Below are 16,853 nucleotides of genomic sequence, written 5' to 3'. Positions count from 1 at the left end.
GGGCCTGCAGTCGCAGGCCCTTTTTGCGTTTCAACGGGAACGGCTGAAATTCAGACGATCTCGACCAGTTCCACCTCGAAGACCAGGTCTTCTCCCGCCAGTGGGTGGTTGGCGTCGAGAGTTACTGATTCGGGGGTGACCGCGGTGACGGTGACGGCAAAGTCCCCCTCGTCGTCGTCGGTCACTTCCAGCACATCGCCGACGGCGGGGTCGAGTTCTTCTGGCAGGTCGGAGCGGGGCACCACCATCACCAGCTCCTCGTCGCGCGGACCGTAGCCGAGGTCGCAGGGGATGTTGACGCTCTTCTTCTCGCCGGCCTGCATGCCGACCAGCGCCTGCTCGAGCCCGGGGATGACCTCCTCATCGCCGATGACGAATTCGAGGGGACCGCTGTCGCAGCCGCACCCTTCGTCCTCGCAAGTGTCTTCGGAACTGTCAACGATGGAGCCGTCGCTGAGACGACCGACGTAGTTGATGCGTACCCGGTCGCCCTGTTTTGCCTGTTTCATGATCGTTATCCTTTCCGAAATCAGATCCTGTCAATGGCCGGACTATACCATTTTCTCGCCGCAACGGGGGGAGAAATTGCCCTGCCGGCAAAATTGCCCCGGCGACGGGATCTTCCTTCCGACCCGCATGAACCGGCCTATGTTGGATTCAAATTCATTCGGCGGCACTTAATGATATTCATCCGTCTTTGCTGGAGTCCCCGCTGCTGGAGATCCCCAGGAGCGCCAGAGAAATCCTGATTATCGCCGCCGGTATTCCATCGCGAATTCGAGGAGCAGGCCGATGGGGAAGGCGAAGAGCAGGGTCAGCAGCGAGCGGGCGAGGGAAAAGCGCCAGCCGAGAAATTCCATCTCCAGGGGGAGCATCGGAATCTTGACCGCCCAGGCGGCGAGGACGATACCGAGAACGGCCCAGCGCGCCCCCTGTTCGCGCACCGTCTTCAATAGCGGGAAGATGACGTAGGATGGCCCGATCAGCAGGGTGCCGAAGAGGGCGGCGAGCAACAGGGCGCGGATTCCTCCCTCGCGGCCGAGAAGGCGGGCAACCCGTTCGCGATCGAGCCAGACCTGGATCAGACCGGCGAGGCCGAAAACGGCGACGATGATCATCGCTACCGAGGCAAAGAGAGCGGCGCTGACCCGGAGCGCCTGCCAGGTGCGCGCGGGATCGACGGTGAGGGCCCAGAGGTAGAGAATGCCAACCGTCATCGGCAGCCAGGGAATGCGGCGTTTGGGTGCCTCCGGCTTCACAGCAGCGCTCCGATCAGCAGGCCGATCGCCAGGGAGGCGGCAAAGCAGAGCGAGTTGCGGACCAGGGCGAAGCGGGGGCCGAAGACTGTCGCCTCAAAGGGAAGGGTGACGATGCCGACCAGCAGCCAGGAGACGATAAAGGCGGCCACCGCCGGCGCCCAGGCCCCGGCCTGGAGCAGCGAGCCGGCGAGGGGAAAGGCGGCGGCCGGCGGGCCGATGGCGATGGCGCCGAGGAGCCCGCCACTGAGGAGCGCGGTGCCGCCCGAGGCGGCGCCGAGCCACTGTTCGATCAACTCCCGGGGGAGGAAGACCTGGAACAGGCCGACCAGACCGAAGACGGCGATCAATAGCGGTACCAGGCTACGCAGCGAGCGACCGGCGGCCTGCAGGCTGCGCAGGGTCTTGTCCCGGTCCCGGCGCAGGGCGAAAAGGTAGGCGCCGCCGATCAGGAGCAGGTAGATGTAGCCGACAGGGTTCATGCGTCATCCTGCACCGGGTCGTACACCCCGGTGCCGGTCATTCGAGGGTTTTGAGGAAGTTGAAGGGGCTGGTTCCGGCCAGGTCGTGCCCCTTGCGCAGGGCATCGAGAACCTGGCGACCGCGGGGCGAAAAGGGGCCGAGGTGGCTGAGGTCGACGATCAGTCGATTGCATTCCAGCGCCTGCAGCGCCGGCAGCTGGCCGAGCAGGGAAAAGTCGGTCTCGGAACTGAGGACCGTGATGCCGGAGCGCTGTTCGACCCGGTAGTGCTCGCCGCGATCGGAAACCACCGGGCTGTCGCCGCGCACCCCCTTGATCGGAATGCGCGAGGTGATCAAGGGGACCGGTGCATAGACCGTTAATGCCAGCTCGAGACCGGTCTCGCGACGGCAAATCTCGGCCAGGTTCTCCTGGTCGTCTTCCAGGTAGAGGGTCGCTTCACAGGCCCCGAGTTCGCGCCAGGCGAGGAGCGCCTGACTGTTGAGGGCGAAGAGCCGGTAGCTCGTCATCAGGCGCAGGTCGCTGTATCCGGCAAAAAGCTCGAAATGGCTGAGGTTGTTGAGACGGAAATCATGGAATCCACGCTGCACCAGGCGCTGTACCGCGTCGCGATAGGAGGGCCACTGGGCATCGAGGATGATCAGTGGCAGATCCCAGACCACCTTGGAGGCCTGCCCGGTCAGGCGGCGGCCGCTGCGGTCGAGTTCCTGCAAGGCGGACGGGGTGAGGGGGATCAGGACCCGGTCGACATCGGGGTCGCCGAGGAGCTGGCCGTCCCGCGGCCCGGAGATGACCACGTCGAGATGGCGCTGGCGGGCGGCCCGCGCCGGGCCGGCCGGCAACAGCCCGGCCAGCGCCGCCTGCCGGGCCGCCTGGCGCAGTACCTGACGCTCCCTGGCGAGGCGCGCGGCGAGCTCTTCATAGAAGTCGCGCCGAATCTCTTTGAGACGGCTCGGCGGGATGACGACGGGCGGTAGCGGGCCGGTGGTGAATCCGTCCAGGCTGAACGGTGCCCCGGCGGTGCGGGTGAAGACCGCTTCGAGAGTGGCAGCGTCGAGGGGGCGATCAAGGGCGGGAAAACTCTCCACCGGGTAGTCGCGCTGCAGGGCAAACCCCGCGCAGTGGGCGCGGATGGCGAGGGTCTGCGGTGTGGGCATGGTGACCGCGAGGGTGACCGGCCGGGTTACCGCCGGGGCCTGTTCGAGGCGCCGCTTGCAGGCCGCTTCGCTAAGGGTGAAGGCCTGCTCGGAGGAGACCTTGAAGACCGTGTCGCCGACCTTGAAGATGTCGCGAAAGGGGGAGGGGACCGTGACCAGGCTCCCCGCGGCGGCGACCATCGCCGGGCGTTTGCCGAGGAGGAGCTCCTTGATGGTAAAAGCGCTGCCGGCGCGGTCGCTCTTCGGTTGTACCCGCAGACGATCGCCGACATGCAGGCGGTCGCGACTCTTGAAGGTCAGGCTGCTCCCCCGCACCTGGGAGACTTCGCCGAGGAAACGACCAGTGGCGCCGGTGAGCGCGGGGGTGGCGATGTCGGTCGGGAGCGTGCCGGGGAGAAAGCCCTTGGTCGGGGCGCGGCCGAAGGAGAGTTTGAGCAGCTCCTTGCCGGCGCGGATCGCCTCCTTGCGCTGGGCCGGGGCGGCGTCAAGGACCTTGCGGTAGGCGCCGACGACGCTGGCGACATACTCGGCGCTCTTCATTCGCCCCTCGATCTTGAAGCTGATGACGCCGGCGCTCGCCAGTTCCGGCAGCAGGTCGATGGCGGAGAGGTCGTTGGTCGAGAAGTAGTAGCCGTCCTGGTTGCGGTAGCGGTAGCGGCGCCGGCAGGGCTGGGCGCAGCGTCCACGGTTGCCGCTCTTGCCGCCGAGAAAGGAGGAAAAGTAGCACTGCCCCGAAAACGAGAAACAGAGCGCGCCATGGATGAAATGCTCCAGCTCCATCGTCGTCTGGCTGCGGATGGCGGCAATTTCCGCCAGGGAGAGCTCGCGGGCGAGGACGGCGCGGGAAAACCCCAACTTTTCCAGCATCCGCACCCCGGCGGCGTTGTGCACCGTCAACTGGGTCGAACTGTGCAGTTCCAACCCGGGGAAGTGCTGCCGCGCCAGGCGCCAGACCGCGAGATCCTGGAGGATCACCGCGTCGATGCCGATCGATTCGAGGGCCGCCAGGGTATCGACCAGCTGGGGCAGTTCGCGCTCCTTGACCAGGGTGTTGAGGGTCACGTAAATCTTGCGTCCCTGGCCGCGGGCGTAGCCGAGCATGCGTTCGAGTTCGTTTAAGGTGACATTCTTCGCCTTGGCACGGGCGGAGAACTCTTTCAGGCCGGTGTAGACGGCATCGGCGCCGGCTTCCATGGCAGCAAAGAAGGCTTCGAGACTGCCGGCGGGCGCCAGGAGTTCGGGTTTGGGCGGGGTCATTGGCAGGTTCGCGTCTGGCAAGGGGAACAAGGGTGACAGCCGCAGCTGTCAGGTTGGGTCAGACATAGCACGGGGCGCCGCAACGGCGCAATGCCAAACCGGCCTTCATCCTGAAGGTGTACCGGAAGGCGCTTAGCCGAGCAGGCCGCGGTCGACAAAACTGACATAACCGCCGCTGCCGATAATGATGTGGTCGAGGACCCTCACCCCCATCAGCGTGCCGGCCTCCTGCAATCGCGTGGTGATCTCGAGATCCTCGCGACTTGGTGTCGGGTCGCCGGAGGGATGGTTGTGAACGAAGAGGACGGCAGCAGCCGACTCCCGCACCACCGGCACAAAGACCTCGCGGGGGTGGACGATGCTCGCCGTCAGGCTCCCCTCGGAGATCTGGACTTCGCGCAGCACCCGGTTCTTGCTATCGAGGAGCAGGGCGAGAAAGACCTCTTTTTTGCGATCGCGCAGGCGTTCGTGATAGTGGCGGAAAACCTCTTCCGAACAGGTGAAGCGATCTCCCGGGGCGAGGGGGGCGCCGGCAAAACGACGGGCCAGCTCAAAAACGGCCACCAGCTCGGCCGCCTTGGCCGGCCCGATTCCCCGGGTCGCACAGAGTTCGACCGGAGTTGCCGAACCGAGCGCTCGCAGGGAGCCGAAACGGGTGAGCAGCTGGCGCGCCTGGTCGACCGCACTCTGGCCCGAAGCGGCATCGCCGGTACGCAGCACCAGACCGAGCAGTTCCGCGTCGGAGAGCCCTTCGGCGCCGCGCGCGAGCAGCTTTTCCCGCGGCCGCTCGGCCTGCGGCCAGTCCTTGATTCTCCGCATTCCCCCCTCCCGGATGAATATTGCGAATTGTCGGCAGCGCAGAGGGGACCGGCCTTGGCCGGTCCCCTCTGCGCTGCCCTTGCCACCGGCGCGCTTATTTCTTGAGCGGGTCACCCCAGAAGGTGCCGAGGACCGACTTGTCCCGCTCGCTGAGAACGGCGCCGCGTTCAATCATCTGCTCTTCGATCCGCTCCAGGTTCTCCCGATTGCGGATCGCCTTGTCAACCCGCTCCCGGGTATGGCAGATGCTGCACTTGCTGTCGATGATCTGCTGGAACTCGTCCATCCCCCGCAGGCGATGGGCGCCGAGGTTTTCGACCGCCCCGGTGGAGCCCCAGCAGAGTGCCGGGCTCATGAAAAGGACGGTAAACAGTAATAAAATCCGCTGCATCTTGGGCTACTCCCGGACGTAGGTGTCGATATCGGTCTCGTGCACCATCCCCATCAGGCGCGCATACTCGGACTCGATAATTTCGTAGTGATCGTGGGTCTCCTGCGCCATCCGCTCGAACACGGTGCGCACCGAAGGGTCGATGATGCGCGAGGCGGTCAGGCGCAGGTTTTTTTCCAGGTCCTGCTCTTCGCGCAGGGCGATCTCCATCGCCTTGCGTTCGCCGACCTGGTCATCGATTGCCTTGGCCAGTTCGTGCAGCATGACCGAGTCGGGTTGCGGCGGACGTGCCATGAATTCATCGAAGCTGCCAAGATCCTGCCCCTGGTAAAGATGAAAGAAATGCCCGGCGTGTTCCCGCTCTTCCTTGGAAAGGAGCTCGAAAACCTTCTTGCCGCGGGGGTTGCTGGTGATGGCCGCTGCCCGCTTGTAGAAGTCCATGACATTCTTTTCTGTCTGAATGGCCAGTTTGATTGCTTCCTGCATGTTGAATTCCTGGGGCATGATGAGCTCTCCTTCGCAATTTTGCATGCTGCCGCTGATGGTTTCAGAGGTGCAGTCCAAGTGCCAAAAGTATGACTGAGGGTGTCAGCTATGTCAAATTGGTAATTGCACGATTGAACGGGAGGGAACCCAGCAGCGGCCCCGGTTTTGCGTTATGCTTAAAGTGCAGGGAAGGCAGGAGACTGCAGGAAGCTGGGAAAGGTGATTATGAAGGTGGCTATAGCCTTGATCGGGAGGGGGTGCGTCGGTTTTTGGCTGATGGTGCTCTGCGCCGGCCCTGGCTGGGGAGGGGACCAGCCGCCGATCGTGAACCTGGAAACGATGGCTGTGCAGCAGCAGCTCACGGCAGCCGGTGGCCCGAACGACCTTGTGGCCGCTACCCCCTGGCATCCGCAGCTGCAGGACTTCTACCAGCGGCGTGGCTACCAGCCGGCATGGCTCGCTGCCGGACAGCCCGGGCGGATGATTGATGAGCTGCGCGAAGTGCTGAACAATGCCGCTGCGGATGGTCTCTGCCCGGAGGATTATCACCTCGACCAGATCGAATCCCTGCTCGCCTTACCCGCGCCCCCGGCCGGCCTGGAGGCGATGACGCGATCGATTCATGCCCGCCTTGACCTGTTGCTGAGTGATGCTTTCCTGCTCTATGCAACGGATCTGGTCGAAGGCCGCGTTGATCCCAACCTGGCCTTTGACGACTGGCATGTACGGTCACGCCGCGTCAATCCGTCCCGGCTGCTGGAGTTTGCCCTGCAACAGGGCCGGGTCAAATCGGTGCTGACCGAGCTGCTCCCCCCCCAGCCTGCCTACTTTGACCTGCGCCGGGTGTTGGCTGACTACCGGAGCCAGTGGCTGGCCGGGGATTGGCCCGTAGTTCCGGGCGGCCCGACCCTGCGTCCGGGGATGGAGGATCCGCGGTTGCCGCTGCTCCGTCAGCGCCTGCAGGCTGGCGGCGATCTCGCCGTCGGGGCCGGCAGCGATGCTTTTTATGATCCGGAGATGGTCGCGGCAGTAAAGCGTTTTCAGTCCCGCCATGGTCTGGGCGCCGACGGCGTGCTCGGAGAGCGGACCCGCGCCGAACTCAACGTGCCGCTTACCACCCGCATCCGCCAGCTCGAACTCAACCTGGAGCGTTGGCGCTGGCTCCCGCATAGCCTGGGCACAAACCACATTCTGGTCAATATCGCTGATTTCCGGTTGACCGTTGTCGAAGACGATCTGCCAGTTCTCAGCATGCCGGTGGTGGTCGGCACCGCCTATCGAAAAACCCCGGTCTTTTCCGGCCGGCTCAGCTATCTCGAACTCTCGCCCTACTGGTACGTTCCCCCCACCATCCTGCGCGAGGACCTTCTCCCCAAGGTCAAGGGAAACCCCGGCCTGCTCACCGCGCGGCATTTTGAAATTGTCGGCTGGGATGGGGTGACGATCATCGATCCGGCCACCATCGACTGGCGACAGGTCAAGGCGGAGAATTTCCCCGGCATGCTGCGCCAGCGACCGGGACCCTGGAACCCGCTGGGCCGGGTCAAGTTCATGTTTCCCAACCCCTACGCCGTCTATCTGCACGATACCGCCGACCCGGGGTTGTTCGGGCGCGAGATCCGTTCCTTCAGCTCCGGCTGCATCCGCATTCAACGGCCATTTGCCCTGGTGAGCTATCTGTTGCGAGGAGACCCGGCAGGGGCCGGCCTCAACCTGAGTCCGGGAGCGCTTCCTGCAGTGCCGCTCCGGGTCGATCTGGCCAACCCTCTCCCGGTTCATATTCTTTACTGGACGGCCTGGGTCGACGGGGAAGGCCGGATCAATTTTCGCGACGATATTTACCGGCGGGATTTCGATCTCAATCTGGCTCTGGAGTCCGCGCGCAGGGCGACCGGGGCCCTGCTGGTAGCGACCCCCGAAGCAGGCGTTGGTCGTGGCGGATGAACGGCCACCCGATCCGTCCCGCAGTGACTGCAGATGAAAAGGCTGCGCCGGTTGGCGCAGCCTTTTGTGCGAGAGGGCGGGATGAATTGGCCGGCAACCTACCAGGAACGGACGCGGCCGGTGTCGATGTGAACGAAGTCGGAATCGGGGTAGTAGCCGACGCCGCCGCGGTGAAGTGATATCGCGGCCTTGCGCAGGGTCTTGAGTTCGACCCCGGGGAGGCGCACGTCGGCGGCCTTCCCCTGCATGTGCAGGCTGTGGCGGGCGACGCCGCTACTGGTGGCCCGCAGCATGGCGTTGGTGGCGGGAGAACGGTAACCGGAGATGACGTGGAAGGGGTCGGTAGCGCCAAGCTTGCGCCGCAGAGCGAAAAAGAGATCGTAAAGTTGCGGCTCGATGCTGGTGACCTCGCCGGTGCGATAATCGCGCAACAGGAAGTTGATTTCGGCGAGTGTTTCGGGGATGAACTCCCCTTCCGCCCAGTAGACGGCCCTGGTGAGGGATTCTCCGGTGTGGATGTTGTAAAGGGAGACGGCCTTCTCCGGGACCAGCGGGGCGGCAAGGCTGGCCAGGGTCCGGCCCGGCAGCAACAGACCGGCAGTCGCCAGAAGCCCGGCCTTGAGCAGGGTGCGACGGCTGATGCCCGGTTCGGGGCATGGCTGGAAGGAGGAAGGGTTCATGCCTTCAAACGGCTCCCTGAGCTGGAATTGCGACTTTGATGGTACAGAGGAGGTCAGCGATCAAGCGATTAAGGGATGAAAAGCAAGAGCTGTACCAGAAAATATGCTCTAAATCAAGCCATTATCCGTTCAAATCAGGTGGACTGCCGCGAATCCGCCACCGGCGGTGCGCAGATTTGTCACCTGCCCCTGGTAGAGACGCGCGGCGACGCCCAGGACCTGGCTGCGGTAAACATAGAGACGGTAATCGGTCTTCAGGGCGATGCCGCTACCGATTTCCGTCAGCGACGGCGGCACCAGTTGCTGGACCAGGGTCTCCGCGGGCGGCAATTCGTCGAAGCGGGTCCGGCTGATCTTGCGGCCGAGCAGCACACCGCGGCTGCCGAAGCGGGAGACCGGTTTGAAGACCAGTTCTTCCCGCTGCTGCCAGGCCTGGGCCGGATCGATGGCGGCGAGCAGGCGGCTCTGCGGGATCATGGCCAGCAACCGGTCCCGAGCGACGGCGGGGAGTGCAAGGTCGGCGAGAGCATCCCGATCCGACCAGAGGATCATGCGCCGTTTGTCGGCGAGCAGCCCATAGATGAAGGGGTTGGGGGTGAGGCAGACCTTGCCGGCCAGGTAAGCGTCGCGCAGTCCGCTCATGGCCGGGCTCTCCAGGTAGAAGTCGCAATGGCGGTTGTAGATCAGGTCGATGGGGCGGCCGGCACTAAAGACACCTTCGGTCCCGGCTACAAGACCGGCGGGATCGGTGATCAGCGCGGGAATCCCCCATTCCGTCTCGAACAGGCGGGCGAAGGACTGCATCTCGGTATAGAGAAACTGGTCGAGGGGGTTTTCGTCGATAATGGCAATCCCCCGCGGGCGTTCCCGCCGGCCGCCGCTGAAGGCCGAAATTTCGGCAGCGAAAGATGCCAGCAGCTGGCGCTTCAAGCGCGGTGGCAGGGTTGCCGTCGCCAGGGGAGTGGCGGGAGCGTGGGCAAGATAGGCCAGAAGACCGCCGCCCGCGTTGGTATTGACCTCGATCAGGCGCGGCCCGGCGGGGGAGAGGTGGAAATCATACCCCATCATCACCGCGTCGTGCCCGGGGTTGAAGCGCGCAGTCTCGGGGAGCTGGGGGAGCACCTGCTGGCGGTAGGCGGGCTGGCGGCTCAGCTGGTCGAGGGTCCGCACCAGCCGGATCATGGCGGCGAGATCCGGTCGTGGCAGCAGGGCAGGGGTTGGGCTAATCGCGTCCCGGTAGTCGGGCATGAGGCTCCTGTCGGCAAGGGGGATGCGCTGCCCATCTTGCCACAGGGACGGGGGCGTTGCCAAGGGGCGGCCAACAGGGGCGGACTGGAAGAGACGCAGCGCTAGATGGTGTAGCCGATGCGGAAAGCACCCCAGTGGCGTCCCGCGACTGTCACCGGCGCCGAGATGTCCCACATCTTCTCCCCGGTATCGCGATGATAGGTTTGAATCAGGATCTCGCCGTTGTTGCGGGCGGCAGCCAGGCCGACCGGGTCGTTAAAGAGCCGTTTGGTCCGGTTGTGAAGGCGGTCCTGCTGGAGGTCGCCGGTCAATGGCTGGGTATAGCGGCTGTTGTGGGTCGGGATATAGCCGTTGCGGTCGGCAAGGACCGCAAAGACGACCTGGGGATCGGCGAGGAAGCTATCCTCCTGGGCACGAATGTTCGCGTCAAGGAACCGGTCGTAACAGGTGTGGTATTTCTGCGGGTTGGTGTCGGGAATCGGCCGATAGTTTTCGTCAAAAAGCTCCTCGGGCGAAAAGAGACCGCGGCGCAGGGCGTCCTCGAGGACAGTCTCCATCATCCGTGCTCCGTTGGCCGCCTTGACCTTCCCCTTCTCTTGCAGACCGGCTTCAAGAGTGTTGCGCAGCTGCTCGGCGAGGGCGGTGAGGTCGCTGATTGCCAGGGACATCTCGTCGGCGCTGGCTGCAACCTGGGTCGCCACATCCCGTACCTCGGTGATGGTCTCGGCCATCTGGTCGCTGGCCGTGGTCTGCTGCTGGGTGGAGAGCTTGATCTCCCGGGCGGCACCAGTGGTCTCCTTGACCATGGCGAGAATCTTTGCCAGTTTTTCGGCAATGCGGGTCACCAGGCGACTCGCCTCATCGACGCTCGTGCTTCCGGCATGGCTCAGCCGGGTCGTCTCCCGGGTGGCCTGCTGGCTGGCCGTGACCAGCGCCTTGATCTGCCCCGTGGCGACGACGGTACGCTGGGCGAGGCGCTTGACTTCGTTGGCGACGATGGTGAAACGCTTGCCGGCTTCGCCGGCTCCGGCCGCCTCGATGGCGGCGTTGAGGGCGAGCAGGTTGGTCTGGTCGGAGATGTCGTCGATCAGATTGACAATGCCGCCGATTTTCTCCGAGTTCTCGGTCAGCTCGAGCATCGCCTCGGCGATCGATTGCACCTGTTCCTTGAGCTCGCGCATGCCGGCGACAGCACTCTCGACCGCTACCATCCCTTCATCGCCGGCCTGCCCCGATTGCACGGCAAACTCTTCGACCCGCAACGCGCTGTCCGCCACCTGACGGGCGGTGGTGGCGATTTCGGCGGCGGTCGTCGTCGCCTCCTGAACGGCAGAGGCCTGCTGGTTGGAGCCGGCCGCCTGCTGCGCGGAAATCGCCATCAGCTGGTTGGCGCTGGAGGAGAGCTGCTGGATCGTTTCCTTGACACCGACCACCAGGTGTCCGCTCTTTTCGACCTCCATTTCCAGGTCCTTGAAGATCACCTGGGTCATGCGGTTGAAGGCCTGGCCGAGCTGGCCGATCTCGTCCCGGGTTTCGATGACGATCTGCTGATCGAGCTGGCCGTTGGCGAGACGCTCGGCGACTTCGGTAAGACGCTTCAGTGGCCGCACAAAATAGGTCAGCACGAACCAGAGGGAAAAAAAGATTATGGCCTGGATTACCCCGACCGCCAGCAGCAGGGTGTTGCGCAGTTGGGTGACCTCCTGCTCCATCCGGGCGATGGAGAAGCCAACGCGAAACGCGCCCCAGTGTTGCCCCTGGACCGTGACCGGGGCGGCGAAGTCCCAGACCAGTTCGCCGGTGTCGCGGTGGTATTCCTGGCGCAACACCTGGTCGCCGTCAGCACCCTGGTAGCGGGCAGCGGCCAGCCCAACCGGATCGGCGAAGATCTGCTTGGTGCGGTTGCCGGCCCGGTCCTGCTCCGGGTCGCCGGTCAGGGCCCGGGAATAGCGGGAGTTGTGAGTGGGAAGGTAGCCGTTGCGATCGACCAGTACCGCAAAGAGAACCGACTCATCCTGTTCGAGGACGGTATCTTCCAGGGGCTGGATGCGTTCGTCGAGGAAGCTGTCGTAGGCGGTGTGGAACTTGGGCAGGGCGCTGCTGGCGAGGGGACCGCTGGTGATCGGCCGGTAGTCGGTGTCGAAAAGTTGTTCGGCGCTGAAGGTGCCGTCGCGCAGGGCCTGTTCCAGCACCACCGACATGCTGCGGGCGCCAAGCACGGTCATCGCCCTGGCGCGCAGGGTCATCTGCTGGCGCAGGGCCTCGCTGCGGTTGGTCACCAGCAAAAAGGTGGCGACCGCCATGATCAGGGAGAGGATGATGAACAGGGCGGTCGCGATCTTGAGCCCGACCAGGCTGGAAATCCAGCGGAATATGCGGTTCATCATTTGCCTCCCGAAGCTGGCGCGTCCCGCTGGCGCCCCGATGAAGGAGGCCTGCTGGTTCCGGAACCGAGCATGTTTTATTCACCAATATAGCGTTTTATTTGAATCACAAAAAGAAAAAAAATGCCCCGGCGATCAAGCCGGGGCAAGAACAGGGAGAGAGGGTGCTACTTCCGCTCGTGAAGGGTCTCCGCGAGCAGTTCGATGGTGTGGACGGCCCGGATCGGGGTGCCGCGCTTGTCGAGGCCACCACGGATCTGCAGCAGGCAGCCGGGGCAATCCATGGCGACGCAGGTGGCGCCGCTCTTTTCGATGTCGGCAAGCTTGTCTTCGAGGATGCGCCGGGCGATATCGGGATGGCTGGAGAAGGAGTAGGAGCCGCCAAAGCCGCAGCAGCGGTCGGCGTGGGCCATTTCCACCAGCTCGCGGCCGGAATCGGTCAGCAGCTGGCGCGGTTCCTTCCAGACACCGGCGCCCCGTTTGAGGTGGCAGGAGTCATGGTAGGTGACCTTTTCAGGGTCGGCGAGACCGCCGAGGGGAGGCCCGGCATCGAGCTTCTCGACGATGAAGCGGGAGACATCCATGGTGATGGCGGCGAGCCGCTCCGCCTTTTCCGCCCAGACCGGGTTGTCCCGGAGGTGGTCGACAAAATCGCGCTGCAGTGCCATGGTGCAGGTCGGGCAGGTGGTCAGGACGAAGTCGGGATCGTCTTCGAGCATGGCGGCGACATTCTGCCGCGCCAGTTCCACCGCGGTCTCCTTGTCCCCCGAATAGAGCGCCGGCACTCCGCAGCAGTTCTGCTTCTCCGGGAAGCTGACGGTAACGCCGAGACGGTTGAGGACGGTCACCAGGTCGCCGCCGAGTTCCGGGTAGACAAAATCATTGAGGCAGCCGGCGAAGAAGGCGACCCGGTAGCGAGGCTTGGCGACCTCCTGCGGAATCCTGGCCCAGAGGTCGCGCAACGGTTTGTCCGCCACTGCCGGCAAACTGCGCCACTCGGTCAGGCCGGAGAAGAAGAGGGGGAGGTGGCGGATGGTGCGCTCGCCGCGGGTGACCGGTTTTTGCAGCAGGCTGGCGGCGCGCAGCAGTGAGTGGAAGAGCCTGCGGTTGCGCAGCACGTTTTTGAAGACGATCGATTTGCCGGCGCCGATCCCCTCTTCCTCGCCGAGGGTCTCCCGCAGGTGGAGGATGATCCCTTCCAGGTCGATGTCGGCCGGACAGACGGCGACACAAGCGCGGCAGCCGATGCAGGCGCGCACCAGTTCGGCCGCATTGTCGAGGCCATGGAAGAAGGCGGTGAGGATGATGCCGATGGCGCTGATGTAAATGTGGCCGAAGACGTGGCCGCCGACGGTCTGGTAGACCGGGCAGACATTTGCGCAGGCGCCGCATTTGATGCAGCGCAGCGCGTCCCGGCAGTGGGGCGATTCGGCCAGAGCGCTGCGACCGTTGTCGAGCAGGACGATGTGCAGCTCCTTGTCGGTTTCGCCGCAGGGGACGGCGCCACGGATCCAGGTGATATAGGAGGTCAGCAGCTGGCCGGTGGCGTTTTTGGGCAGCACCCGGATGACGGTGGCCGCGTCCTCGAGGGTCGGCACCAGCTTTTCGATGCCGACCAGGGCGACGTGGATCTTGGGCAGGGTGGTGGCGAGCCTGGCGTTCCCCTCGTTGGTGACCAGAGCGATGCCGCCGGTCTCGGCGATCGCCACGTTGGCTCCGGAGATCCCCATGTCGGCGTCGAGGTAGCCCTGGCGCAGCTGTTTGCGGGCGACCTGGACCAGGTGCTCGATGTCGTCGGACTCTTTTTCGCCGGTCACCTTGGAAAAGAGTTCGGCGACCTCGTCGCGAAACATGTGAATCGCCGGCATCACCATGTGGCTCGGCCGCTGGCCGGCGAGCTGAATGATCCATTCGCCGAGGTCGGTTTCGAGCGCCTTCACCCCGGTTTCAGCCAGGGCCCGGTTGAGGTGGGTCTCCTCGCTGGCCATGCTCTTGCTCTTGACCGCCAGGCTCACACCGCGCTGGCGGGCGAGGTCGGCAACGTAGGCATTCGCATCGGCGGCGGTCTTGGCGAGAAAGACGGTGGCGCCGGCCGCCTCGGCGTTGCGGGTGAACTCGTCGAGGTAATGCTGGTGATTGCTGCGCACCTCGTCCTTGATCCGGGCGATCTCCTTGCGCAGGGCTTCAAAATCGAGGCCGGCAAAAGCTTTCTCCCGGGAGATGACATAGGCATCGCCGAAGCGGTGCAGCGCGTCCTGCAGTTTCGGTGTCGCCAGGGCCGCGTCGATGCGGGCCTTGTATTGTCTGCTGCGAGCCTTACTCATGTATAGGTTCTCCTCATAGGTCCTACGGGTCCGATACGACCTATCCTCTTTTCTAAAGCTCAAGAACGTCGCTCGACAAACCCGGCACCAGCAGGATGTGCAATTCCCGCGGGCCGTGCACACCGATGGTCAGCACTCGCTCGATATCGGCGGTGCGGCTCGGGCCGGTGATGTAGGCCAGGTAGTTGCGGGGTTGACGTCGATGAAGCTCACGCAGATGCGGTACGGCTGCGAAATCATCCGCGATGATCTTGGCGGGGTCGAGGAGGACGAAATGACGCTCCGGCAGGGTGGTGGCCAGGCGTACTTCCTCCGCAGTGCTTTCCAGGACGACGGTGCCGGTGGCCGCCAGCGCGAAGTTGGCGCCGGTCACGCCGGCGGCAGCGGCCTCTGCCGCCGTGCGTCCGCTTCCCGCCAGTTCCAGGCCCAGTCCCCGCAGCCGACCGGCCAACTGCATCCGCTCACCGGAGGGGAAGTCCGGTACGACGATGGTTCCGGCGGCCTGGGCCGCGATGAACTCCAGGGCCGGGTCGATGGTGTCGAATGCCAGGACCCGGGCCCCGACCGCTTCGGCCGCCGCAGTGAACGTCTTGCTGAGATTCGCCTTCGCCATGGTCTGCCTCGCAATTTGATTTAATGGTCTTACCAATTTACCTTATTACAGCCTCCCCTCCCGGTGCAAGTCAAAAATCGTCCAGGCCAGAACATTGTTTCCTCCAGATGGCAACCCAGCCGCGGGCGCCAGGGGGATTTCAGCGCGCCGGGATCCGGTACTTGGCCATCTTCTTGTAGAGGACGGTGCGGTGAATGCCGAGCAGCCTGGCCGCCTTGGCCTTGTTGTTCCCGGTCACCTCCAGGGCTCGGCGCAGAGCCTGTCGTTCCGCCTCGGCCAGGACTTCACCGAGACCCCAGGGGCCGCTGGCAGAGGGGAGGGGGACGGAACGATTGAGGAAGAAGGGGAGGTCGCAGGCATCGATACGGTCCCCTTCGGTAGTAAAAGCGGTTCGCTCCAGGACGTTGAGCAGCTCGCGGATGTTGCCGGGCCAGGGATAGCTGGTCAGAACCGCTTCGGCTTGGGTGGTCAATTGAAAGCGGGAGCCAGGATCGTTTTCGGCAATGCGGTCGAGCAGGTGGCGGGCCAGGGGGATGATGTCCTCGGGCCGTTCCCGCAGTGGCGGCACCTCGAGGGCGACGACATTGAGCCGGTAAAAGAGATCCTCCCGGAAGCGTTTCTGTTTGACCATTTCCTTCAAATCCCGGTTGGTCGCGGCGATGATCCGGAAATCGCTCTTGATGACCTGGGTGCCGCCGACCCGCTCGAACATCTTCTCCTCCAGGACCCGCAGCAGTTTGGGCTGCAGTTCCAGGGGCATTTCCCCGATTTCATCCAGGAAGAGGGTGCCGCCGTGCGCCAGTTCCAGTTTGCCCGGTTTCCCGCCCGGGTTGGCGCCGGTGAAGGCGCCTTTGGAATAACCGAACAGTTCGGCCTCGAAAAGTTCCCGGGGGATGGCGGCGCAGTTGAGGTGAATTGCCGGTTGCCGGCGCCGGGGGCTCGCCTGGTGAATCGCCTGGGCGAAGAGTTCTTTGCCGGTTCCCGATTCGCCGGTAATCAGGACCGGCAGGTCGGTGGCGGCGGCCTTGCGCGCCTCCTCCTTGAGGGCAACGAGCCGGGGGCTGGCCCCGTGGATATTTTCGAAACCATAGCGGGAGGCGCGCAGGGAGGTCAGCTCCTCTTCGTACAATTTCAACTTCGACTCGAGCATGCTGAGTTTGCTGGCGAGGCGGCCGACATCGCCCACCTGCTGAAACATCAATTGCCCGAAAACGGCGACGACCTTCCCCTCTTCGAAGATGGGGATCCGCTGCACCACCATGTCGCGCCCCTTGGAGGTAAAGAGTTCATTGACCTCGGCCTTGCCGGTTTCGGCGACGATATGCATGCGGCTGCTCTCCAGCACTTCAGTCACGTGCCGGCCGACCATCGCCTCAGGGTCGACACCGAGAAAGCGCGCATAGGGCCGGTTGAAGTAGAGGATGCGCCCCTTCGCGTCGGTGACAATGGCCCCCTTTTCAATATGATCGAAGACCAGCTCGGCCAGTTTCAGCCGCGCCCGAAGTGTCGCCAGCTCCTCCGCGGGCGGGGGGGAGGCTGGGCTCCCGGTCATCATCTTCTCCACGGATTTATTCATCGCCTGCTCCTGGATAGTCGTAGCTATTAACCTACATGTAGCCGTTTGGGGACACCTGGCTCAAACTGCTACGCTGCCGTGGCTTCATGGCGATCGCCGAACTCGCCGCCGATAGCTCTTGCCGCCCGGATTTGCCCTCTCTGGGGAGGGTGCCGCCCGAACAGAAAAAATGAACGACATTTGTTTCCAGTGAGAATACCTCATCGCTGCAGGTGTAGTCAAAGGGAGACACCTGTC

At 64.1% G+C, this 16,853-nt stretch carries 14 protein-coding genes; 1 reads left to right on the top strand and 13 read right to left on the bottom strand.

The features are described 5' to 3' along the window. Window positions 1–50: 50 nt before the first annotated feature. The 7 genes from DBW_RS17200 to DBW_RS17170 all read right to left on the bottom strand — a co-directional run bounded on the left by DBW_RS17200 (window position 51) and on the right by DBW_RS17170 (window position 5,865). Entirely contained in the window at window positions 51–509 is a 459-nt protein-coding gene (locus DBW_RS17200) for an FKBP-type peptidyl-prolyl cis-trans isomerase (protein ID WP_066729296.1), read from the bottom strand. Between the two features lie 240 nt (window positions 510–749). Then, window positions 750–1,259 (bottom strand): permease, encoded by a 510-nt coding sequence (locus tag DBW_RS17195; protein ID WP_066729295.1) that lies wholly within the window; start codon window positions 1,257–1,259, stop codon window positions 750–752. Then, window positions 1,256–1,738 (bottom strand): hypothetical protein, encoded by a 483-nt coding sequence (locus DBW_RS17190; RefSeq protein WP_066729294.1) that lies wholly within the window; start codon window positions 1,736–1,738, stop codon window positions 1,256–1,258. The genes DBW_RS17195 and DBW_RS17190 overlap by 4 nt, the downstream gene beginning before the upstream one ends. 37 nt (window positions 1,739–1,775) lie before the next feature. After that, on the bottom strand, window positions 1,776–4,151 hold the full coding sequence (locus DBW_RS17185) for a peptidase U32 family protein (RefSeq protein WP_066729293.1): 2,376 nt from the start codon (window positions 4,149–4,151) through the stop codon (window positions 1,776–1,778). A gap of 132 nt (window positions 4,152–4,283) precedes the next feature. After that, on the bottom strand, window positions 4,284–4,970 hold the full coding sequence (gene radC / locus DBW_RS17180; RefSeq protein ID WP_066729288.1) for a RadC family protein: 687 nt from the start codon (window positions 4,968–4,970) through the stop codon (window positions 4,284–4,286). 94 nt (window positions 4,971–5,064) lie between these two features. Further along, window positions 5,065–5,361 (bottom strand): hypothetical protein, encoded by a 297-nt coding sequence (locus DBW_RS17175; RefSeq protein ID WP_066729286.1) that lies wholly within the window; start codon window positions 5,359–5,361, stop codon window positions 5,065–5,067. 6 nt (window positions 5,362–5,367) lie between these two features. Further along, window positions 5,368–5,865 (bottom strand): ferritin-like domain-containing protein, encoded by a 498-nt coding sequence (locus DBW_RS17170; RefSeq protein ID WP_066729284.1) that lies wholly within the window; start codon window positions 5,863–5,865, stop codon window positions 5,368–5,370. Window positions 5,866–6,078: 213 nt separating this feature from the next. Between DBW_RS17170 and DBW_RS17165 the strand changes: the two genes are divergently transcribed. Then, the gene (locus DBW_RS17165) at window positions 6,079–7,791 is read left to right on the top strand and encodes a L,D-transpeptidase family protein (protein ID WP_197463678.1); all 1,713 of its coding nucleotides are present in this window, start codon (window positions 6,079–6,081) and stop codon (window positions 7,789–7,791) included. Between the two features lie 98 nt (window positions 7,792–7,889). Here the strand turns inward: DBW_RS17165 and DBW_RS17160 are convergent, their stop codons facing one another. From DBW_RS17160 to DBW_RS17135, 6 genes are all read right to left on the bottom strand, one after another. Continuing rightward, window positions 7,890–8,471: a YcbK family protein gene (locus tag DBW_RS17160; protein ID WP_066729281.1), complete on the bottom strand. Its 582-nt coding sequence runs from the start codon at window positions 8,469–8,471 to the stop codon at window positions 7,890–7,892. 129 nt (window positions 8,472–8,600) lie between these two features. Next, window positions 8,601–9,719 (bottom strand): hypothetical protein, encoded by a 1,119-nt coding sequence (locus tag DBW_RS17155; RefSeq protein ID WP_066729280.1) that lies wholly within the window; start codon window positions 9,717–9,719, stop codon window positions 8,601–8,603. Window positions 9,720–9,820: 101 nt separating this feature from the next. Next, window positions 9,821–12,103, bottom strand: a complete 2,283-nt coding sequence (locus DBW_RS17150) for a methyl-accepting chemotaxis protein (RefSeq protein ID WP_231875355.1) — start codon at window positions 12,101–12,103, stop codon at window positions 9,821–9,823. A gap of 167 nt (window positions 12,104–12,270) precedes the next feature. Beyond that, window positions 12,271–14,427: an L-lactate dehydrogenase (quinone) large subunit LdhH gene (gene ldhH, locus DBW_RS17145; protein WP_066729277.1), complete on the bottom strand. Its 2,157-nt coding sequence runs from the start codon at window positions 14,425–14,427 to the stop codon at window positions 12,271–12,273. A gap of 52 nt (window positions 14,428–14,479) precedes the next feature. Beyond that, window positions 14,480–15,040, bottom strand: coding sequence for a lactate utilization protein (locus DBW_RS17140; protein WP_066729276.1), 561 nt, complete (start codon window positions 15,038–15,040; stop codon window positions 14,480–14,482). A 139-nt stretch (window positions 15,041–15,179) separates the two neighbouring features. After that, on the bottom strand, window positions 15,180–16,616 hold the full coding sequence (locus DBW_RS17135; RefSeq protein WP_157471932.1) for a sigma-54 interaction domain-containing protein: 1,437 nt from the start codon (window positions 16,614–16,616) through the stop codon (window positions 15,180–15,182). Window positions 16,617–16,853 lie beyond the last annotated feature (237 nt).

The sequence above is a fragment of the Desulfuromonas sp. DDH964 genome (assembly GCF_001611275.1).
GTDB lineage: Bacteria > Desulfobacterota > Desulfuromonadia > Desulfuromonadales > DDH964 > DDH964.
Note: the sequence above shows the minus strand (reverse complement) of the source record. Positions and strands in the feature narration are given on the sequence as shown.